The sequence below is a fragment of the Pseudomonas spartinae genome (assembly GCF_965197125.1).
GTDB lineage: Bacteria > Pseudomonadota > Gammaproteobacteria > Pseudomonadales > Pseudomonadaceae > Aquipseudomonas > Aquipseudomonas composti_A.
In genome coordinates, this window is the sequence record NZ_CBDAMB010000001.1 from 486,745 (window position 1) to 506,244 (window position 19,500).

General features: G+C 64.3%; 18 protein-coding genes. 11 read left to right on the top strand and 7 right to left on the bottom strand.

Features of this window, described 5'->3' with window-relative positions; all coding sequences use genetic code 11:
• Positions 1-49: 49 nt before the first annotated feature.
• Genes ACN8M7_RS02295 through ACN8M7_RS02305 form a run of 3 tightly spaced genes read left to right on the top strand, consistent with a single transcriptional unit; the run spans position 50 to position 2,912 of the window.
• On the top strand, positions 50-1,429 hold the full coding sequence (locus tag ACN8M7_RS02295; RefSeq protein WP_490259634.1) for an MATE family efflux transporter: 1,380 nt from the start codon (positions 50-52) through the stop codon (positions 1,427-1,429).
• Positions 1,401-2,438: a GGDEF domain-containing protein gene (locus ACN8M7_RS02300; protein ID WP_490259635.1), complete on the top strand. Its 1,038-nt coding sequence runs from the start codon at positions 1,401-1,403 to the stop codon at positions 2,436-2,438. The genes ACN8M7_RS02295 and ACN8M7_RS02300 overlap by 29 nt, the downstream gene beginning before the upstream one ends.
• 12 nt (positions 2,439-2,450) lie before the next feature.
• On the top strand, positions 2,451-2,912 hold the full coding sequence (locus ACN8M7_RS02305) for a DUF2214 family protein (RefSeq protein ID WP_490259636.1): 462 nt from the start codon (positions 2,451-2,453) through the stop codon (positions 2,910-2,912).
• Between the two features lie 3 nt (positions 2,913-2,915).
• Here ACN8M7_RS02305 and ACN8M7_RS02310 read toward each other — a convergent pair whose 3' ends face one another.
• From ACN8M7_RS02310 to ACN8M7_RS02320, 3 genes are read right to left on the bottom strand one after another with little or no spacing between them, the layout of a single operon-like run.
• Positions 2,916-3,347 carry a carboxymuconolactone decarboxylase family protein gene (locus ACN8M7_RS02310; protein WP_490259637.1) on the bottom strand — a complete coding sequence of 144 codons (432 nt, stop codon included), beginning with the start codon at positions 3,345-3,347 and terminating at the stop codon, positions 2,916-2,918.
• Entirely contained in the window at positions 3,344-3,967 is a 624-nt protein-coding gene (locus ACN8M7_RS02315) for an FMN-dependent NADH-azoreductase (RefSeq protein WP_490259638.1), read from the bottom strand. The genes ACN8M7_RS02310 and ACN8M7_RS02315 overlap by 4 nt, the downstream gene beginning before the upstream one ends.
• Position 3,968: 1 nt before the next feature.
• Positions 3,969-4,409 carry a GNAT family N-acetyltransferase gene (locus ACN8M7_RS02320; RefSeq protein WP_490259639.1) on the bottom strand — a complete coding sequence of 147 codons (441 nt, stop codon included), beginning with the start codon at positions 4,407-4,409 and terminating at the stop codon, positions 3,969-3,971.
• Positions 4,410-4,499: 90 nt separating this feature from the next.
• On the opposite strand from ACN8M7_RS02320, the gene pdxR reads away from it, so the two are divergent.
• Entirely contained in the window at positions 4,500-5,924 is a 1,425-nt protein-coding gene (gene pdxR / locus ACN8M7_RS02325) for a MocR-like pyridoxine biosynthesis transcription factor PdxR (protein ID WP_490259640.1), read from the top strand.
• Here the strand turns inward: pdxR and speA are convergent.
• From speA to ACN8M7_RS02345, 4 genes are all read right to left on the bottom strand, one after another.
• Positions 5,909-7,822 (bottom strand): arginine decarboxylase, encoded by a 1,914-nt coding sequence (speA, locus tag ACN8M7_RS02330; RefSeq protein WP_490259641.1) that lies wholly within the window; start codon positions 7,820-7,822, stop codon positions 5,909-5,911. The genes pdxR and speA overlap by 16 nt on opposite strands.
• 121 nt (positions 7,823-7,943) lie before the next feature.
• The gene (locus ACN8M7_RS02335) at positions 7,944-8,315 is read right to left on the bottom strand and encodes a translation initiation factor Sui1 (protein WP_490259642.1); all 372 of its coding nucleotides are present in this window, start codon (positions 8,313-8,315) and stop codon (positions 7,944-7,946) included.
• Positions 8,316-8,527: 212 nt separating this feature from the next.
• Positions 8,528-9,067 carry an NUDIX hydrolase gene (locus ACN8M7_RS02340; RefSeq protein ID WP_490259643.1) on the bottom strand — a complete coding sequence of 180 codons (540 nt, stop codon included), beginning with the start codon at positions 9,065-9,067 and terminating at the stop codon, positions 8,528-8,530.
• Positions 9,067-10,128, bottom strand: a complete 1,062-nt coding sequence (locus tag ACN8M7_RS02345; protein WP_490259644.1) for a DUF2333 family protein — start codon at positions 10,126-10,128, stop codon at positions 9,067-9,069. The genes ACN8M7_RS02340 and ACN8M7_RS02345 overlap by 1 nt, the downstream gene beginning before the upstream one ends.
• Before the next feature lie 257 nt (positions 10,129-10,385).
• On the opposite strand from ACN8M7_RS02345, the gene ACN8M7_RS02350 reads away from it, so the two are divergent.
• The 7 genes from ACN8M7_RS02350 (at position 10,386) to prmA (ending at position 19,498) form a co-directional block, all read left to right on the top strand.
• Positions 10,386-11,999 (top strand): diguanylate cyclase, encoded by a 1,614-nt coding sequence (locus ACN8M7_RS02350; RefSeq protein ID WP_490259645.1) that lies wholly within the window; start codon positions 10,386-10,388, stop codon positions 11,997-11,999.
• Between the two features lie 1,019 nt (positions 12,000-13,018).
• Positions 13,019-14,062 carry a methyl-accepting chemotaxis protein gene (locus ACN8M7_RS02355; protein ID WP_490259822.1) on the top strand — a complete coding sequence of 348 codons (1,044 nt, stop codon included), beginning with the start codon at positions 13,019-13,021 and terminating at the stop codon, positions 14,060-14,062.
• Positions 14,063-14,230: 168 nt separating this feature from the next.
• Positions 14,231-16,003, top strand: a complete 1,773-nt coding sequence (gene dsbD, locus ACN8M7_RS02360; protein WP_490259646.1) for a protein-disulfide reductase DsbD — start codon at positions 14,231-14,233, stop codon at positions 16,001-16,003.
• A 156-nt stretch (positions 16,004-16,159) separates the two neighbouring features.
• Positions 16,160-16,606, top strand: a complete 447-nt coding sequence (gene aroQ, locus ACN8M7_RS02365) for a type II 3-dehydroquinate dehydratase (RefSeq protein WP_017678760.1) — start codon at positions 16,160-16,162, stop codon at positions 16,604-16,606.
• Positions 16,607-16,656: 50 nt separating this feature from the next.
• Positions 16,657-17,118, top strand: a complete 462-nt coding sequence (gene accB / locus ACN8M7_RS02370) for an acetyl-CoA carboxylase biotin carboxyl carrier protein (protein ID WP_061240425.1) — start codon at positions 16,657-16,659, stop codon at positions 17,116-17,118.
• A 17-nt stretch (positions 17,119-17,135) separates the two neighbouring features.
• Entirely contained in the window at positions 17,136-18,491 is a 1,356-nt protein-coding gene (accC, locus tag ACN8M7_RS02375) for an acetyl-CoA carboxylase biotin carboxylase subunit (protein WP_061240424.1), read from the top strand.
• A gap of 128 nt (positions 18,492-18,619) precedes the next feature.
• Entirely contained in the window at positions 18,620-19,498 is an 879-nt protein-coding gene (gene prmA / locus ACN8M7_RS02380; protein WP_490259647.1) for a 50S ribosomal protein L11 methyltransferase, read from the top strand.
• Positions 19,499-19,500: the final 2 nt, after the last annotated feature.

A 19,500-nucleotide genomic window follows, 5' to 3' on the forward strand; every position in this document is an offset into this window, starting at 1 on the left:
ACGCCAGCCCTGTGCCTATAATCGGCGCTTTGCTGGAACGGAAGCCCCCATGTACGCCCTGTTCGAAGCCTGGCGCCACGCGCCGACCCAGAGAAAGGTCTGGGCACTGGCCGCACCGATGATTCTCTCCAACCTGTCGGTGCCCATGGTGGCGCTGGTCGATACCGCCGTGGTCGGCCACCTGCCGCATGCGCATCAATTGGCGGCCGTGGCAGTGGGCGGCAGCCTCTACACCCTGCTGACCTGGGCCATGGGCTTTCTGCGCATGGGCAGTACCGGTTTCGCAGCCCAGGCCGCTGGCCGCGAGGATGGCGGCGCACTGCGCCAGGTGCTGGTGCAAGGGCTCGGGCTGGGCGTGCTCCTGGCCTTGGTGCTGGCGCTGCTGGCACTGCCGCTGAGCGGTTTGGCGCTGAGCCTGATGCAGCCTTCTGCCGAGCTGGACCAGCTGGCACGCCAGTACTTTCAGATTCGCCTGTTCGGCCTGCCGGCCAGCCTGGCGACCTACGCCCTGATCGGCTGGCTACTCGGCACACAGAGCGCCCGCGGGCCGCTGGCCATCCTGATGACCGCCAACCTGATCAATGTGGCGCTCGACCTGTTATTCGTACTGGGTCTCGAGTGGGGCGTAGCCGGCGCGGCCTGGGCGTCGGTGATCGCCGAATGGAGCGGTGCCCTGCTCGGCCTGTGGCTGGCCCGTGGCGCGCTTGCAGGCTATCCCGGCCGCCTCAACGTCAGCGCACTGAAGCGCTGGAGCAGCTGGCGCCCGTTACTGGCGGTCAACCGCGACATCTTCATCCGTACCCTGGCGCTGCAGCTGGTGTTCTTCCTGATCACGGTCAAAGGCACACGCCTGGGCGATGCCACGGTGGCGGCCAACGCACTGCTGCTCAATGGCCTGACTTTGACCGCCTACGCCCTCGACGGCCTGGCGCATGCCGTCGAGGCCCTGTGCGGCCATGCCCTGGGCGCGCGTGATCGCGATGCGCTGCGCCGCTCACTGCTGGTGGCCGGAGGCTGGTCACTGCTGGCCAGCCTCGTCTTCGCGCTGTTTTTCCTGTTTGGCGGCCACTGGTTCGTTGGCATGCTCACCAATATCGTCGAAGTACGCGAGCTGGCGCTGATCTTCCTGCCGTATCTGGCCGCGCTGCCACTGCTGGCGGTATGGAGTTACCTGCTCGACGGCCTGTTCATCGGCGCCACCCGCGCACGCGAGATGCGCGACGCCATGCTCATCGCCCTGGCCTTGGCCTTGCCGCTGGCCTGGTGGTTGCAAAGTCTGGGCAATCACGGGTTATGGTTGGCATTTCTGGCGTTCATGGGGCTGCGAAGCCTGATTCTCGGGGTCTATGCTTGGAACATGAATCGTCGCAACCTGTGGTTCCCCGACGGAGAGGTCACCCATGCTCAGTGCACCGCTACCCGCGAATGAAGCTGAACGCCTGCAGGCCCTGGAAAGCCTGGAAATACTCGATACGCTGGCCGACCCCTACCTGGATGCAGTCACCCGCCTGGCCCGCGACCTGTTCGGGGTCAAGACGGCGCTGATCAGCCTGATCGACACTGACCGTCAGTGGTTCAAGAGCCGGCAGGGCCTGGATGTCGCCGAAACACCGCGCTCGGTGTCGTTCTGCGGCCACGCGATCCTGCAGAGCGAGCCAATGGTGGTCGAGGATAGCCACCGCGACAGCCGCTTCTGCGACAACCCACTGGTGCAGAGCGCGCCTCACGTGCGTTTTTATGCCGGTCATCCGCTGTTCGATGCCCAGCACCAGGCGCTCGGCACGCTCTGCCTGCTCGACCCGGCGACGCGCCGTCTCAAACGCAAGGAGCTACTGCAGCTCAGGGACCTGGCCTATCTGGTGCAAGGCTACCTGCAGCTGCGCCAGCGCGCGCACCAGGCTGATCAGTTGCGCGATGCACTCGATCGCGAACAGCGCAAAGGCATGCTCGACCCGCTGACGCAGCTATGGAATCGCGCCGGGCTCCTGCATTTTCTCCCGCTGGAGCAGGCGGTAGCCGAACGCAGCGGCTTGCAGGTCGGCCTGATCTACTGCGACCTGGACCACTTCAAGCGGGTCAACGACGAACATGGCCACGATGCTGGCGATCATGTGCTGTGGGAAAGCGCACGGCGCATGAGCGCGGCGGTGCGACCGCAGGATGTGGTCACGCGTAACGGCGGTGAGGAGTTCGTCATCCTGGCGCTGGTTCATGATGAACAGGGGCTGCTGCAGGTCGCAGAGCGCATTCGCCTGGCCATCGCCGAACAACCGATGACGGTCGACGATACCCAGCTGCAGCAGACCGCCAGCCTCGGCTGTACTTTGCTCGGCTCTGGCGAGAACAGCACAGTCGCACTCAAGCGCGCCGATCAGGCGCTCTACCGAGCCAAGCACGGTGGCCGCAATCGCACCGAACTCGCCCCCTGCCCCCACTGAGAGGAAGCACGCATGGCGGCCGCATTCGTTGCCTATCTGCACTACCTGTCGATCTTCGCCCTGTTCGCCTTGCTCAGCATAGAACACGTGCTGTTCAAGGCGCCGCTGGATCTTTCCCGAGCACGCAGCCTGATGCTCACCGATCTGGCCTACGGCATCTGCGCCGTTCTGGTGCTGGCCACGGGTATCGCCCGCGTGCTGTGGTTCGGCAAGGGGGCCGCCTACTACATGAGCAACAGCCTGTTCCATGCCAAGGTCGGCCTGTTCATCCTCGTCGGCGCGCTGTCGATTCTGCCCACGCTGGTGTTCATCAAGTGGCGCAAGACCGTGAAGGCAGGCCAGGTGCCCGAGCCGAGCGTTCAGCAGGTGCACCTGGTGACCTGGAGCATTCGCCTGGAACTGCTGGCGTTGCTGTTCATTCCGCTGCTGGCCACCCTGATGGCGCGCGGCTATGGCGTGATTGCGGCAGGCTAGCGATCAAAGACGCATGCCGATGGCCAGCCGGTTCAGCCCACTCATCAAGGCTACGGCGATGGTCAGATCGGAGATTTCTCTGGGCGAGAAATGCGCCTCCAGCGGCCGATAATCGTCATCGCCGGCGTGGCTGCTGGCGATCTCGCTCAGCGACTCGGCCCAGGCCAGTGCCGCCTTTTCACGTGCGTCGAAATGCCGGCTCACCCGCCAGCCTGCCAGGCTGTCCAGCTTGATCTGCGGCACGCCTTCCTCGCGCAGTGACTGGCTGTGCTTCTCCAGGCAATAGGCACAGCCGTTGATCTGCGAGACGCGCAGGTAGAGCAGCTCGACCAACGCCTTGCCCAGCGGGCCGCGCTCCAGCGCTGTCTTGGTGGCGAGCAGGCCCTGCATGGCCTCGGCAGATAGTTCGTAGTAGGGCTGGCGCAATGTGCTCATGGCAGTACTCCTGAAGAGACGAGATAGGGGTTTGCATCCAGTTGTTCGCGCGCCTGCGCCAACATCGCCTCGGCGTGTTGCTGATCCCGCACCAGCCCCTGCAGGTGGATGAACTCCAGGTCGTGAATGCCGATGGTGCTCAGCACATGACGCAGATACGAGGTGAGGAAATCCGGCTGGCGTGCCTGCTCGCCGCGGTAGTAGCCGCCCGAGCTGACCACCACGAAGGTCGGTCGATCCGCCAGCAGTCCTACCTTGCCGGCGTCGGTGGCGGCAAAGCTGCGGCCGATGCGCAGCACATAGTCGATCCACAGCTTGAGCGCGGACGGCACGCTGAAGTTGTGCATCGGCGTGGCGATGACCAGGTAATCGCTGCTTTCCAACTCCTGGATCAGTGCCTCGGAAACCGTCAGCGCCGGGTCGTCGTTCGGCGCCCGCGCCACCAGCGCTGCGGCATAGTCGCCAGTCAGCGCTGGCAAGGGTTCGCGGGCCAGGTCACGCTCCAGCAGCTGCACCTCGGGATGTCGCCGGCGCAAGCGCTCGGCCAACTCCCGAGCCAGCACGCTGGCGCGACTCTGGCGACCATGGGGGCTGCAATGCAGCAAGAGGATTCGTCGCATCTCAAAGTGCCTCGCGAAAGTGCATGCCAATGCCCAGCAAACCCTGACGGTAGTAAAAGCGCTGCCCGCGCGCATTGCCTAACCCGGTATCCAGCACCAGGTTGACGCAGCCCAGGCTGCGCGCCTGCGCCCTTGCCTCGTTCAGCAGGCGCTCGCCGATCCCCAGGCTACGCAGGTCCTCACGAATCACCAGGTCATCGACATAGAAGAAGCGCCCATGCAGCAGGTTCTCCTGCAAGCGGCAACCGGCCAGGCCCAGCACCTCCTCACCAGCACGCGCTGCCAGCAGGCGATATCCCTGCTCGGCCTGGCGTTGCAGGCGCTGCAAAAAGTCATCGGCGTCGCTCAGGTGTGGGCGCAGAACACGCATCAGCGGAAAGCAGGCGCGTAACGCGTGCGGGTCGACGAGCCAGTCGTAACGGCAATCAGTGGCGAGGGTCATGGCGGTTCTCCAGCGAAGATGCCGCCACTTTAGGCAGAGCATGGCATAGTCGACAGAGCCAAGACCTTGCCAATCGAATAGGACATGGATATGTACAGCATTCGCCTCACGCCCGAGCGCGACCAGGCCACGCCGATCTACCTGCAGCTCTACCAGCGCCTGCGCGAGGCCATCGGCGAAGGCCGCCTGCAGCCCGGTGAGCGCGTGCCGTCGGTACGCGCGCTGGCCAGCGAGCTGAACCTGGCGCGCGGCACGGTGGAGGCGGCCTATCAATTGCTGGTCGGCGAAGGTTATCTGCTGCCACGCGGCCCAGCCGGCACCGTAGTTTCACCGCAACTACCCCACGCGCCGACGAGCGCGGCCATTGCGCCCCGCCCCCAGACACCATCACGCTCAGGTAGTGGCCCAGCCAGCGACGCCTTGCCCTTTCAGCTCGGCCTGCCGGCGCTGGATGCCTTCCCACGCAAACTGTGGAGTCGGCTCGGCGCGCGTCACTTGCGCCAGTTGGCGCCCACTGACCTCGACTACCCGGACTCACAGGGCCTGCCAGCCCTGCGCCGCAGTCTGGTGCGCTACCTGGGCGTGTCGCGCGGCATCGCCTGCGAACCGCAGCAGGTGTTCATCACCGCTGGCTATCGCAGTGCACTGCTGCTGATTCGTCGCGCGCTGCTGCAGGCGGGCGACGCCTGCTGGTTCGAAGACCCTGGCTACTTCAAGGCACGCGAAGTACTCGAAGGCGCCGACCTGCGACTCATCCCGCTGCCCGTGGATGAACAGGGCCTGCGGGTGGACGAGGGCCAGCGACTCGCCGCTGATGCCCGCTGCGCGCTGGTCACGCCGTCGCACCAGAGCCCGCTCGGTGTGTCCTTGAGCCTGCCCCGGCGCCTGGCCCTGCTGGACTGGGCGCAGGCCAGCCAGGCCTGGATCATCGAAGACGATTACGACAGCGAATACCGCTACGTCGGCCGACCACTACCAGCACTGAAGAGCCTCGATCACCACGGCCGCGTGCTGTATTGCGGCACCTTCAGCAAGGTGCTGTTCCCCGGCCTGCGCCTCGCCTACCTGGTGGTGCCGCCGGCACAGGTGGAGCGCTTCGCCGCCTGCGCGCGCACCTTCGATCATGGCTGCCCCGCACTGGCGCAGGCCATCGCCGCGGACTTTCTCGACCAGGGGCATTTCGCTCGCCACCTGAAACGCATGCGCGCGCTCTATGCGCAGCGTCGCGGCTTTCTGGCAACGGCACTGGAGCTGGTATTCGGTTCAGCCTTGTCGGTGGAGTTGCAGGCCGGCGGCATTCACCTGCTGGCCCGCCTCGATGCGGCGCAAGATGACGTCGCCCTCGCAGCCCGCGCGCAAGCTGCGGGGCTGGCGGTAATGGCCTTGTCGCAATGGGCGCGCAAGTATCCCTGCGGCAGCGGGTTGCTGCTGGGCTTCACCAACATCGCCAGCGCCGAGCAGGCATTGCACCTAGCCCGGCGGCTGGCGACGGCGCTCGATCAGGACGCCAGGTAGGACGAGCGGGTCAGGCCCAGACGCAGTGCGTCGAGGAACTGCGTGCGCTCGCGGGCGCTGATCTTGGCGCTGGCCACCTTGTCGCGGTAGTGGGTCATCAGTTCCTCGGGCGACAGGTGCACGTAGCGCAGCATGTCCTCGATGGTGTCGTGGGTCTCGATACCGGCATGCACCACGCTGCCGTCGGCGGCCTGGTAGATGTTCACCGAGTCGGTGTCACCGAACAGGTTGTGCATGTCACCGAGGATCTCCTGGTAGGCACCGACCAGGAAGATGCCCAGCACGTAGTCCTCGCCCTCGCGAATCTCGTGCACCGGCAGGCTGGTCTCGATCGACTGCTCGTCGACGTACTGGCGAATCTTGCCGTCGGAGTCGCAGGTCAGGTCCTGCAGCACCGCGCGGCGCAGCGGCTCCTCGTCCAGGCGCGAGAGCGGCAGGATCGGCAGGATCTGGCCGATGGCCCAGGTATCCGGCAGGCTCTGGAATACCGAGAAGTTGCAGATGTACTTGTCGGCGAGCTTGTCGTTGAGCTCGTCGAGCACGGCACGGTGCGAGCGCTGGCGCGCCTTGAGCTGATTGTGCAGGCGCCGGCAGATGGCGAAGTAGCACTGCTCGGCCAGGGCCTTCTGCGCCAGGCTCAACTTGCCAGCCGAATACTGCGCGGCCACTTCCTCGATGTAGTGGGTGGCGCGCCAGTAGGTTTCGGCGACCATTTCCGGGTCGCTGTCGTCGAGCAGTTCGATCAGCCAGCGCAACACCTCCGGCTGCTCCACGTCCGGGTCGATCTCCGGCACCTTGTCGTTGTGGCGCTCGACATCGGTGACCTGCACCAGCAGCACGGCGTGGTGCGCGGTCATGGCCCGGCCGCTCTCGGAGAAGATATGCGGATGGGGGATTTCCTGGCGGTCGCAGAATTCCTTGAGCATGTCGACCACGGCATCGGCGTAGTCCTGCATGTCGTAGTTGATCGAGCTGGCGTTGCGCGAATGGGTGCCATCGTAGTCCACGCCAAGGCCGCCACCGACGTCGATGTGATCGACCGGCAGGCCCATGGCGCGCAGCTCGCCGTAGTAACGAATGGCCTCACGGAACCCCTTGCGGTAATCGGCGATGTTGGCGATCTGCGAGCCCATGTGGAAGTGCAGCAGGCGGATGCCCTGATCCAGCCCGGCGTCGCGAAAGCGCTCGACCACCGAGAGAATCTGCGCAGCGGACAGGCCGAACTTGGACTTCTCACCGCCAGTGTCGGCCCACTTGGAGGATGCCAGCGAGGACAGTCGCACGCGCAGACCGATCTGCGGCGCGACCTTGAGCTCGGCGGCCTCCTCGATCACCAGAGCGACTTCCGACTCCTTCTCGATGACGATGAACACGTTGTGGCCGAGCTTCTGCCCCACCAGCGCCAGGCGGATGAACTCGCGATCCTTGTAGCCGTTGCAGACGATGGTGCCGCCCTTCGGTGCCAGCGCCAGCACGGCCAGCAGCTCGGGCTTGGAGCCGGCTTCGAGACCGATGGACACGTTCTGCGTGGCGATGATGTTCTCGATCACCGCCTCCTGCTGGTTGACCTTGATCGGGTACAGGGCGGTGTAGCGGCTCTGATATTCCAGGCGCTGGATGCTGGCATCGAAGGCGCCGGTCAGGCGCCGTACGCGATCCTGAAGGATGTCCGGGAAACGCACCAGCAACGGCAGCGACAAGCCGCTCTGACGCAGTTCGTCGACTTGCTGATAAAGATCGATGGGCTGGCTTTCCGGCCCGTTGGGACGCACTTCGATACGTCCGGCATCGTTGATCGAAAAATAACCGGCGCCCCAGTGGCGAATGCCATAGACACTGCGGCTATCGGCTACGGTCCATTGGCTGCCGTCGTCTTTGCGGGTGCGTCGTGCGGACATTGGGTTCTCCCATGAGAAAAGCCTGACCTTGCTGGCGGCCAGTGTAGAAATTATGAAAACAAGATGACGTTTGCTCGGCGGTTGACCGTACGAGCATCATCGAAGTTTAGAAAAGGGCGTTTCAGCCGCCAGACTTCTTCGCGGTAAAGCCGCGCTTGCTCAGCTCCGCCAACAACAGCTCGACGTGATCACCCTGGATCTCGATCACACCGTCCTTGAGCGCACCGCCCGTGCCGCAGCGTTTCTTCAGTGCGCTGGCCAGCTCCTTGAGCGGCTCCTCGGCCAGCGGCACGCCACTCACCGTGGTGACGGTCTTGCCGCCACGCCCCTTGGTTTCACGACGCACGCGGGCGATACCATCGCCTTCGGGAATGCGCGTCTGCTTGCAGATGCAGGCATCGGCAGGCTGGTTGCAATCCGGGCAATGGCGACCGCCATCGGTGGAATAGACGAGACCGCTCAGGGCGGAGAATGAAGAGGCTTTCTTGACCACCGGCTTGTCCTCGTAGGGGTCAGGATAGCGACTGGCTGAACGGGTTCAGCCGCGAAGCCCCACTCAGGCAGGGGCAGCGCAGGCGGACTGGCGTCCGCCAAAAGGCCGCGCAGTTTAACGGTAAAGACCGGGCTTGCTAAGACCAAATTTGCGTCATTGTGCGGCACTTTGGCGACGCTGTTCGCCATCATGCACGCAGCGCTCGGAATGCCCTACGATCTTGCCGCCAGGTACCTCTCCAGAGCCGCCAATGAATCCGGGCAATACGGCAGACGATGGGTTTCCTCCAGCGCCTGCTCGACGCTGATGAAGCGGGCCTCCAGCACTTCTTCGGGCTGCAGCACCAGCGGCGCGTCGGACACCGCCGAATACGCCATGCACCATAGGCGGCTTTCCGGGGCGTCATAGAGAAAGTGCGCATGCTCTACCAGTTCGGCATCGACGATACCCAACTCCTCGGCCAGCTCGCGCTCGGCAGAGAGCCGGTAGTCCTCCCCCTCGAGCACCATGCCGCCGGCCGCGACGTCCCAATACCCGGGGTACAGCGCCTTGCTCAAGGTGCGCCGGTGCACGCACAGCAGGCCGGCAGTGTTGAACAGGAGGATGTAGGTGCCACGCCCGATCAGCCGGCGCTCGCGCAACTCGGCGCGGGAAACGCCGCCCAGGGGCTGATCGTTCTCGTCGACCCAGGCGACCTGCTCCAGATCCGAAGCGGCGCGATGCGCCGCCTCGGTCGCCGAGAACGCTTCCATCAACCCTGGCTCAGCAACTGACGCAGGTCGATCAGGCCAGCGTTGGCACGGGAGATGTAGTTGGCCATCACCAGCGAGTGGTTGGCGAGAATGCCGTAGCCACTGCCGTTGAGGATCATCGGGCTCCACAAGGTGGCCTGCGCCGCCTCCAGCTCACGGATGATCTGGCGCACGCTGACGGTGGCGTTCTTCTTCGCCAGCACGTCGGCGAAGTCCACCTCGACGGCGCGCAGCAGGTGTGCCAGCGCCCAGGCCTGACCGCGCGCTTCGTAGAACACGTTGTCGATCTGCAACCACGGCGTCTCGTATACGCCGCCCTCGCCGACCAGACCGGATTCCTCGGCATCGTTGCCCACCTTCAGGTTCTCGCTCAGGCGCACCTGGCCGACGCTGGCAGACAGGCGCTGCGACAGAGAACCGAGACGCGTACCGGCATCACCGAGCCAGTTGTTGAGGTTGTCGGCACGTGCGTAGAACTGGGCATTCTTCTGGCCTGGATCGGACAGGCGAGCCAGGTAACGGTCCAGCGACTTGATGCCGTCGCGGTATTCGGACTCGGAGGCCGGCAGGGCCCAGCTCTTGTTATCGAAGTGAAAGCGCGGCTCGGCCTTTGCCAGATCCGGGTCTTCGGTGGACTGCGACTGCGAACGGGAGAAGTCCTTGCGCAGCGCACGGGAGAAATCACGCACCTGCACCAGTACGCCGTATTCCCAGCTCGGCATGTTGTCCAGCCACAGACCGGGCGGCGCGAGGTCGTTGGACAGGTAGCCACCCGGCTTGTCGAGCAGCGTGCTGGCGACCTGCTTGAGGGTCGCCACCGTGGTGTAACCGGTCACCATCTGCCGCTGCGCCTGCTGCGCCGAGCTTTCGGCGTTCTGCTGCACCTGGAACGCAGACGGCTCCTGACTCCAGTACCAGCCGACCACCAGGGCGATCAGCAGATAGACACCGATCAGGCCGCCCAGTGCTCGAGCGATCAGGCTGCCGCGGCTGCGGCTGCCCCCTGCTGCCTTATCGGTGCTGCCCTGCGAGTTCGTCGAGCGATTCTTCCAGTCCAGCATGACAGTGTCCTTTTCAAACGAATTCGAGTGTTCGACCACAACCTGGCCAACGGGTTGCGACCTAATCCGCACTATAAGGCAAGCCCACTGCAAAACGCATGGCGCAGGAGCAAACTTACCGCTGGTACGGGAAATCTACATTTCTGTCGCCTATTCGACAGAAATACGGCCGCCAATTGATCGACGGCAATGCCAGCGCTTTCAGCAAGTGATAGCATCAAGCCACCACTGACTTAACCACTTACAGAAGTCGGCCCATGACCGAGCAACCGGATCCCAGTCGCGATCGCCTCAAGCATCACTTCGCCCAGCGCGTGATTCATCAATCGCGCCAGGTGCTGGAAGTATGGCAACGCCTGCAGCGCAGCGAATGGAACGACGCCGGCATGGCCGAGCTGACCGAGGCCAACCTGCGCCTGCTGCGTTACGCTGAGCGCTTCGAGCAGGTCGAGCATGCACAGCTGGCGCAGAACATCGGCGCCAGCCTCGGCGAGGTGGTGGAGAACCGCGGCCGCCTCAACAGTACCCTGATCGCTCGCCTCAACCAGGCCATGCAGCGCCTTTCGCGCACGGGTCTGCGACATAGCGATGCCTTCGAGCAAACCTTCCTGCCGCCGCTGCGCAAACCCGTCTACCTCGCCCTGCAGGATGCCCAGCGCGCCGAGCGCCTGGCCCAACAGCTCGAGTTCTTCGGTCTGAGCGCGCAGGCACTGAGCGACGAGCGCGCCTTCCGCGCCGCCATCACCGAGCGCCACCCCGCCGCCATCGTCATGGATGTCGACTTCGCCGGCGCCGGGCTGGAGCTGGCCAATTCGCTGCAAGAGGGACTGGAGCAGAAGATTCCACTGCTGTTCTTCAGCCACTGCGATACCGACACACCGACACGCCTGGCTGCCGTACGCGCCGGCGGCCAGGAGTTCTTCACCGGCTCACTGGACGCTTCGAGCCTGCTCGAGCGCATCGAAGTGCTGACCCACGTCTCCCAGTACGACCCGTACAAGGTGCTGATCGTCGACGACTCCAAGGCCCAGGCGACCCACACCGAACGCGTGCTCAACAGCGCCGGCATCCTCACTCATACCCTCACCGAACCGATCCTGGCGATGGATGCCTTGGCCGAGTTCCAGCCGGATCTGATCATCCTCGACATGTACATGCCCGAGTGCAACGGCACCGAGCTGGCCAAGGTGATCCGCCACAACGACCGTTATGTGAGCGTGCCGATCATCTACCTGTCGGCCGAGGACGACCTCGACAAGCAGCTCGACGCCATGAGCGAGGGCGGCGACGACTTCCTGACCAAACCGATCAAGCCACGCCACCTGATCGCCACCGTGCGCAACCGCGCTGCACGTGCGCGCAACCTCAAGGCGCGCATGGTGCGTGACAGCCTGACTGGCCTGTACAACCACACCCACACCCTGCAACTGCTCGATGACGCCTGCTACCGCGCGCGCCGTGAAAACCAGCCGCTAGCCTTCGCCATGCTCGATATCGACCACTTCAAGAGGGTCAACGACACCTACGGTCACCCCATGGGTGACCGGGTGATCAAGAGCCTGGCGCTGTTCCTCAAACAGCGTCTGCGCAAGACGGATCATATCGGCCGTTACGGCGGCGAAGAGTTCGCCGTGGTGCTGCCGGATACCGACGAACAATCGGCGCTCAAAGTCCTGGAAGAAATTCGCCAGCGCTTCGCCGAAATCCACTACCCGGCCCAACCACAGGACCTGTCCTGCACCTTCAGTTGCGGCATCGCCATGCTGCAACCGGGCCTCGACAGCAACGCGCTGTCCAAACGTGCCGATGAAGCGCTTTACAAGGCCAAGCACGGCGGGCGCAACCGCTCAGAGCTGTACAAGGACGATTGATGCCCCCTCCAGAATGTGACGCAGCGCACAGCGTCATCAGGCTGTAACCGAAACGCAATAACCTCGCGGGCATCGTTAAGTCGTCGATCGAGCCCGCCATGCGCCTCAAGCTGCTCACCAACCTCAATACCCTGCTGCTGGTCACCGTCTGCGTCGCCCTGGCAGTGACCTTGTGGTGGTCACAGCGCGCACTGCAGCAGCCGGTGCAACTGATGGAGCGCTACCTGGCGCTGTCCCAGCAGTTCCAGCGCGAGGTTGCCGACAACATCCAGGCCTATCTGGCCAGTGGCAACGCCCTGCAGCACAGCACGGCGACCCAGGCCATCGACACGTTCGACGAGGCCCTCGAACAACTGCCACAGCAACTGGCCGACGAATTGCGCCCCAGCCTTGAACAGCTGCGTGACTTCAGTGCCAATCAGCTGCTGGCGGCCGGCAAACTGGCTGGCGACCCGCAAGGTCTGCTGCTGCAGGCCGAACGCGAGATGCTCGCCGCACTGGAGCAACTGAACCAGTACGCCGCCGATGCCAACCTCCCTGCCGCCAGCGAATATCGCAAGCCCCTGCAAGACGCGGGTTCGCGCCTGCTGAAGCTCGCTCACGCCCGTGAACGGTTCATCAGCCAGGGTCGCAGCGAGCTGTTCGGCGATGTCGAGCGTGAACTCAAGGCCCTTGCTCAGCAGGTTGAGGCGCTGGACAAGCTGCCCCTGCTGGGCGTGCAACAAAGCGACAGCTCCGCCAACATCGGCTTTGCCGCGTTGCTCGGGCTGGATGACGCCCAACAGGAGCAACAAGCGCAGGATCGCGGTATCGAGCTGAAACGCGAACTGGGCACCCTGGTGCGCCGCTACCCAAGTGAACTGCAGCGCACTCGCGAGCTGGTCGAGCAGCGCCAGCAACTGGCCGAGACCACGACCGAGCGCGTGACCCAGGTGCAACAGGAACTGGCAGCACTGGAGCCACTGGTCAAGGGTGAGTACGCACGTATCCAGGGCGAGGTGCGGCTGATTCAGGGTCTGATGATCGGTCTGATTCTCTTGATCGCCCTGCTCATCGACCGCATCCAGCGACGCCTGGCGCAGGTGCTCGGCCGCCTGGTTCCAGCGCTGTCACAGTGGGCCAGCGGGGATTTCGCCGCGACGATCAGCATCAACTCTCGCACCCGTGAACTACGCGATATCGAAGACTCGCTCAACCATCTGCGCCGCTATCTGGTGGAGCTGGTCGCCAGCATCCGCGGCCATGCCGAACAGGTGGCGGGCTCCAGCCGCACCCTGGCCGATCTCAGTGGCGGCCTGCACGGCGGCGCCGAACGTCAGGCCGACGACACCGCACTGATCCGCGACGCCCTGGGCGAGCTGGAAGCGACCATCGGCCAGGTCGCCCAGGATGCCAGCCAGACTGCCGACGCCAGCCGCGACGCCGATCGCGCCCTGGTCCAGGGCCAGCAGGTCATCGGTCAGAGCCTGGAAGGCCTGCACGCTCTGGTCAGCGAAGTTCAGGATAACGCCCAGGCCATCGAGCGGCTGGCCGACGAAACCGCCACCATAGGCAGTGTGCTGACGGTGATCCGTGGCATCGCCGAACAAACCAATCTACTCGCCCTGAATGCCGCCATCGAGGCAGCGCGGGCCGGTGAGGCCGGGCGAGGTTTCGCCGTGGTCGCCGACGAAGTGCGCTCGCTGTCGCAACGCACCGGCAGCGCCACCGCAGAGATCCAGGACGTGATCGGTCGTCTGCAACAAGCCGCGCACCAGTCGGTGCAAGCCATGCGCGCCCAGGTCGAACATGCCGAAGCGACAGCAGGCAAAGCCGAGGCAGCGGACGGAGCACTGGACGAGATTGTCAGCGCCATTCGTACCATCGCCAGCATGGCCGAACGCATCGCCGAGGCCACCGCGCAGCAGGGCGACGCGGTCAGCGAGATTCGCGAACACGGGGAGCGCATCCATCAACTGGGTGACGACAACCTTGGCCTGATCGCCAGCGGACGCAATGAAAGCGAACGCCTGCTGCACCTTGGCGGCCAGTTACACAGCGCCGTACAGGCGTTTCGCGTATAGCCGCCTGCGACACGGCGGCGCAGAGCGCTTTTCATCGGGAACTCGACAAGGCCGGCATTTTCCAAGGTTCCGCTCATCCCCTGCATTCGACGCTCCGGCGTGGCGACCGCGATGCAATTGGGCACTTTCCGGTATCATGCCGCCCTCTTTCGCCGAGATATTTCCCCGATGTCACTGCGTCGTCTGTTGCTTCCCCTGCTCCTGCTCTGCCTGAGCCTACCCGCCAGTGCCGGCCTGTTCGACCAGCGCCCAGCCGCTTCACCGATTGGCGCACCACTGAACAACAGCAGTGATTTCCTGCCCGTACGCGAAGCCTTCAAGCTGAGCCTGGTGAGCAGCGATACGCAGAGCGTGACCCTGCGCTTCGTCGCAGCCGACGGCTACTACCTCTATCGCCATCGCCTGAATTTCAGCGTGGAGCCAGCGGATCTGACACTCGGCGAGGCCGAGCTGCCCGCCGGCCAGGCCAAGCACGACGAGTTCTTCGGTGATGTCGAGGTTTATTACGGCGTGCTGGACGTGCGTGTACCGCTGGATAACCCGGACAACCATCCGCTGCGCCTGCAGGTCGGCTACCAGGGTTGTGCCGACAAAGGCCTGTGCTATCCGCCGGAAACCGAATTCATCGAGATTGGCGAGATGCCCGCTGCCATCAGTGGCGCTGCGGCCCCCGTGGCAACCGGCTGGACCTGGAAAGAGCTGGCACTGTTCTTCCTAGGTGGCCTGGCGCTGACCTTCACGCCTTGCGTACTTCCAATGCTGCCGATCCTCTCCGGCGTAGTCCTGCGCGGCCAACTGGGTGGCTTGCGCAGCCTGACCCTGTCGCTGGCCTATGTCCTGCCGATGGCCGCCTGCTTCGCCATTCTCGGCACGCTGATGGGGCTGTTCGGCGCAGGCCTCAACCTGCAGGCGCGCCTGCAGTCGGCCTGGGTGCTGGTGCCTTTCGCAGCTTTTTTCGCCCTCTTCGCCCTGGCCATGTTCGGTCTGTTCGAACTGCGCCTGCCACGCTTCATCAGTGAGCCGCTGGATCGCCTGGCCGGCAAGACTCATGGCGGCTCGCATCTGAATGCAGCCCTGCTCGGGGTGCTCTCCAGCCTGCTGGTCAGCCCCTGCGTCTCGGCGCCGCTAGCCGGCGCGCTGCTGTACATTAGCGCCAGTGGCGATGCCCTGGGTGGCGGCCTGAAGCTGCTCGCACTCGGCCTCGGCATGGGCACGCCGCTGGTGCTGTTCGCCGTGGGCGGCGGTGCGCTGCTGCCGAAAACCGGCACCTGGATGGTCAGCGTGCGCAACGCCTTTGGCGTGCTGTTGCTGGCCGTTTCGGTCTGGCTGCTCGAACGCGTGCTGCCGGGCAGCCTCAGCTTGGCCCTGTGGGGCCTGCTGGCCGGTGGCGTAGCGGTGTTTCTCGGCGCACTGGAATTCGGCCCCAAGACGCATCGGCAGAAGCTCAGCCAGATCGCCGGTCTGGCCCTGCTGGTCTATGCCCTGGCCGCCTGGGTTGGCGCGCTGCAGGGAGCGACCGACCCGCTCAAGCCGCTCGGCCAGTTGCAGGCCGGTGTCAGCCAGAGCAGTGCCAAGAGCGGAGCCTGGCAGACCCTGAGCAGCCCCGCCGAACTGGACGCGGCCCTGGCCGAGGCCAAGGCCGCTGGTCAGCCGCTGCTGCTGGACTGGTACGCCGACTGGTGCATCAGCTGCAAGGTGATCGAGCGCGAGGTGTTCGGCAATGCCGAGGTCGGCAGCAAGCTGGCCGGCTGGCGCCTGATCCGCTTCGACATCACCGAAAGCAACGCTGCCCAGCGCGCGCTGCTGGACCGCTACAAACTATTCGGCCCACCTGCCATCCAACTGTTCGCCGGTAATGGTGACGAATTGCTCGATCTGCGTGTCGTAGGTGAGGTCGATGCCGCCACCTTCGCTGCACGCCTCGATCAGGCTCCCCGCTGAGAAAACCCTCAGGCAATCATCGCGTGCGCCTGGCAGCGACCAAAAACAGCGCTATAGTCATATTTTTGCCGCAAACGGTAGGCATCGTGTCGACTATTGCTGACATCGCGCAGCTGCGGCATAGTCCTGCGCAGCTTGAACAAAAGGAACGCGTACATGGCCACCCTACTGGTGCTGCACGGCCCCAATCTGAACCTGCTGGGCACACGTGAGCCCGACAAATACGGCGCGACCACGCTGGCCGAAATCAATCAGGATCTGGAGCAGCGTGCCCGCGAAGCCGGCCATCATCTGCTGTACCTGCAAAGCAACGCCGAGTACGAACTGATCGACCGCATCCATGCGGCAAAAGGTGAAGGCGTCGACTTCATCCTGATCAACCCTGCCGCTTTTACCCATACAAGCGTCGCATTACGTGACGCGTTGCTGGCAGTGAGCATCCCATTCATCGAAGTGCACCTGTCCAACGTGCACAAGCGTGAACCATTCCGCCATCACTCCTACTTCTCCGACGTTGCAGTAGGGGTGATCTGCGGCCTTGGCGCCAGCGGTTATCGGCTGGCCCTGGAAGCGGCACTCGAACAATTGGCCGGGCGCGCCTGACGCGACGTTCGGTAGACAAGTCCTACCTCACCTCTGGGAGTTGAACCTTCATGGATATCCGTAAAGTCAAGAAACTGATCGAGCTGCTGGAAGAGTCCGGTATCGACGAGCTGGAGATCAAAGAGGGCGAAGAGTCCGTACGCATCAGCCGTCACAGCAAGCAGCCGGCCTATGCTCCGCAGCCGATCTACGCCCAGGCACCGGCTCCGGCCGCCGCGCCTGTCGCTGCTGCCGCTCCGAGCGCTGAAGCTGCTCCGGCTGCCGCACCGAAACTGAACGGCACCGTTGCCCGCTCGCCGATGGTCGGTACCTTCTACCGCGCCGCTTCGCCGACCTCCGGCAACTTCGTCGAAGTCGGTCAGAGCGTGAAGAAAGGCGACATCCTGTGCATCGTCGAAGCGATGAAGATGATGAACCACATCGAAGCCGAAGCCAGCGGCGTGATCGAGTCCATCCTGGTGGAAAACGGCCAGCCGGTTGAGTACGACCAGCCCCTGTTCACCATCGTTTGATGCACGGGGAGCCCGCAATGCAGAAGTTGGAAAAAGTCCTTATCGCCAACCGTGGCGAAATCGCCCTGCGTATCCTGCGTGCCTGCAAGGAGCTGGGTATCAAGACGGTGGCCGTGCACTCCACCGCCGACCGCGAACTGATGCACCTGGGCCTGGCCGACGAATCCGTCTGCATTGGTCCGGCAGCTGGCGCACAGTCGTACCTGAACATCCCGGCCATCATCAGCGCAGCTGAGCTGACCGGCGCCACCGGCATCCACCCGGGTTACGGCTTTCTTGCCGAGAACGCGGACTTCGCCGAGCAGGTGGAAAACTCCGGTTTTGCCTTCATCGGTCCGACCGCCAGCGTGATCCGTCTGATGGGCGACAAGGTGTCGGCCAAGGACGCCATGATCAAGTCCGGCGTGCCGGTGGTGCCTGGTTCCGAAGGCCCGCTGCCGGAAGACGAGGAAGAAGCCCTGCGCATCGCACGTGAAGTGGGCTACCCGGTGATCATCAAGGCCGCTGGCGGCGGTGGTGGTCGCGGCATGCGCGTGGTGCACAAGGAAGAAGACCTGATCAAGTCGGCCAAGCTGACCCGCACCGAAGCCGGTGCAGCGTTCGGCAACCCGATGGTCTATCTGGAAAAATTCCTCGGCAACCCGCGCCACGTCGAAGTTCAGGTGCTGTCCGACGGCCAGGGCAACGCGATTCACCTGTATGACCGCGACTGCTCGCTGCAGCGCCGTCACCAGAAGGTGATCGAAGAGGCTCCGGCCCCGCAGATCGACGAGAAGGCTCGCGCCGAAGTGCTCAAGCGTTGCGTCGATGCCTGCGTGGAGATCGGCTACCGTGGCGCTGGCACCTTCGAGTTCCTCTATGAAGACGGTCGTTTCTACTTCATCGAGATGAACACTCGCGTCCAGGTGGAGCACCCGGTCACCGAGATGGTCACCGGCGTCGACATCGTCAAGGAAATGCTCAGCATCGCCGCTGGCAACAAGCTGTCCATCAAACAGGAAGACGTGAAAATCCTCGGCCATTCCATCGAATGCCGGATCAACGCCGAAGACCCGGACAACTTCATGCCCAGCCCCGGCAAGGTCAAGCACTTCCACGCTCCGGGCGGCAACGGCGTACGCGTCGACTCGCACCTGTACAGCGGTTACAGCGTGCCGCCGCACTACGACTCGCTGATCGGCAAGCTGATCACCTACGGTCGTGACCGTGACGAAGCGATGGCGCGCATGCGCAATGCCCTGGACGAAATCGTCGTCGACGGCATCAAGACCAACGTGCCGCTGCACCGCGATCTGACCCGCGACAAGGGCTTCCTCAAAGGTGCAGTGAACATTCACTACCTGGAGAAGAAGCTGGGTATGGACAAGCACTAAGTCCAGACTCGCTGCATGACAGGGGCTGCCTTCGGGCGGCCCTTGTCGTTTCAGCGGCCGAACTGGCAAGCCGCCTTGCCCTTCAAGTAAGCTGCGCGGCCAAACGCGCGCCCTTCACGAGGTTTCTCATGCCCTGGTTACAAGTCCGTCTCGCCATCACTCCTGAGCAGGCAGAAACCTACGAGGACGCCCTGCTGGAAGTGGGCGCCGTATCGGTGACCTTCATGGACGCCGAGGATCAACCGATCTTCGAGCCGGACCTGGGCACCACGCCGCTGTGGTCGAACACCCATCTGCTCGCCCTGTTCGAAGCCGATACCGACGAGACCGCACTGATCGCCCACCTGCAACTGCTGTGTGGTGGCGCGCTGCCAGAGCATCACATCGAGCGTATCGAGGATCAGGACTGGGAGCGCAGCTGGATGGACAACTTCCAGCCGATGCGTTTCGGCCAGCGCCTGTGGATCGTGCCGAGCTGGCACGCGGCACCGGAGCCGGACGCGGTCAATCTGCTGCTCGACCCGGGCCTGGCCTTCGGCACCGGCACGCATCCGACCACCGCACTGTGCCTGGAATGGCTCGACGGCCAGAAACTGGACGATTGCAGCGTGATCGACTTCGGTTGCGGCTCCGGCATCCTCGCCATCGCCGCCCTGCTGCTCGGCGCCCCGCAGGCGGTCGGTACCGACATCGACCCGCAGGCCCTCGAAGCCTCGCGTGACAATGCTTCGCGCAACGGCATTGATCCGGCCCGCTTCCCGGTCTATCTGCCTGCCGACATGCCGCAGCAGCCTGCCGACGTGGTCGTCGCCAACATCCTCGCCGGCCCGCTGGTGGCGCTGGCAGCGCAGATCACCGCGCTGGTCAAAGGCGGTGGACGCCTGGCGCTGTCAGGCATCCTCGCCGAACAGGCCGAGGAAGTCCGCGCTGCCTACGCCAGTGCCTTCGACCTCGACCCCACGGCCATCAAGGACGGCTGGGTGCGCATCAGCGGCGTCAAACGCTGAAC

What these genes read in the sequence shown, in the direction of transcription:
- ACN8M7_RS02295 (WP_490259634.1), top strand. Translation starts at nt 50, where the DNA reads ATGTACGCCCTGTTCGAAGCCTGGCGCCACGCGCCGACCCAGAGAAAG.
- ACN8M7_RS02300 (WP_490259635.1), top strand. Translation starts at nt 1,401, where the DNA reads ATGCTCAGTGCACCGCTACCCGCGAATGAAGCTGAACGCCTGCAGGCC.
- ACN8M7_RS02305 (WP_490259636.1), top strand. Translation starts at nt 2,451, where the DNA reads ATGGCGGCCGCATTCGTTGCCTATCTGCACTACCTGTCGATCTTCGCC.
- ACN8M7_RS02310 (WP_490259637.1), bottom strand. Translation starts at nt 3,347, where the DNA reads ATGAGCACATTGCGCCAGCCCTACTACGAACTATCTGCCGAGGCCATG.
- ACN8M7_RS02315 (WP_490259638.1), bottom strand. Translation starts at nt 3,967, where the DNA reads ATGCGACGAATCCTCTTGCTGCATTGCAGCCCCCATGGTCGCCAGAGT.
- ACN8M7_RS02320 (WP_490259639.1), bottom strand. Translation starts at nt 4,409, where the DNA reads ATGACCCTCGCCACTGATTGCCGTTACGACTGGCTCGTCGACCCGCAC.
- pdxR (WP_490259640.1), top strand. Translation starts at nt 4,500, where the DNA reads ATGTACAGCATTCGCCTCACGCCCGAGCGCGACCAGGCCACGCCGATC.
- speA (WP_490259641.1), bottom strand. Translation starts at nt 7,822, where the DNA reads ATGTCCGCACGACGCACCCGCAAAGACGACGGCAGCCAATGGACCGTA.
- ACN8M7_RS02340 (WP_490259643.1), bottom strand. Translation starts at nt 9,067, where the DNA reads ATGGAAGCGTTCTCGGCGACCGAGGCGGCGCATCGCGCCGCTTCGGAT.
- ACN8M7_RS02345 (WP_490259644.1), bottom strand. Translation starts at nt 10,128, where the DNA reads ATGCTGGACTGGAAGAATCGCTCGACGAACTCGCAGGGCAGCACCGAT.
- ACN8M7_RS02350 (WP_490259645.1), top strand. Translation starts at nt 10,386, where the DNA reads ATGACCGAGCAACCGGATCCCAGTCGCGATCGCCTCAAGCATCACTTC.
- ACN8M7_RS02355 (WP_490259822.1), top strand. Translation starts at nt 13,019, where the DNA reads ATGATCGGTCTGATTCTCTTGATCGCCCTGCTCATCGACCGCATCCAG.
- dsbD (WP_490259646.1), top strand. Translation starts at nt 14,231, where the DNA reads ATGTCACTGCGTCGTCTGTTGCTTCCCCTGCTCCTGCTCTGCCTGAGC.
- aroQ (WP_017678760.1), top strand. Translation starts at nt 16,160, where the DNA reads ATGGCCACCCTACTGGTGCTGCACGGCCCCAATCTGAACCTGCTGGGC.
- accB (WP_061240425.1), top strand. Translation starts at nt 16,657, where the DNA reads ATGGATATCCGTAAAGTCAAGAAACTGATCGAGCTGCTGGAAGAGTCC.
- accC (WP_061240424.1), top strand. Translation starts at nt 17,136, where the DNA reads ATGCAGAAGTTGGAAAAAGTCCTTATCGCCAACCGTGGCGAAATCGCC.
- prmA (WP_490259647.1), top strand. Translation starts at nt 18,620, where the DNA reads ATGCCCTGGTTACAAGTCCGTCTCGCCATCACTCCTGAGCAGGCAGAA.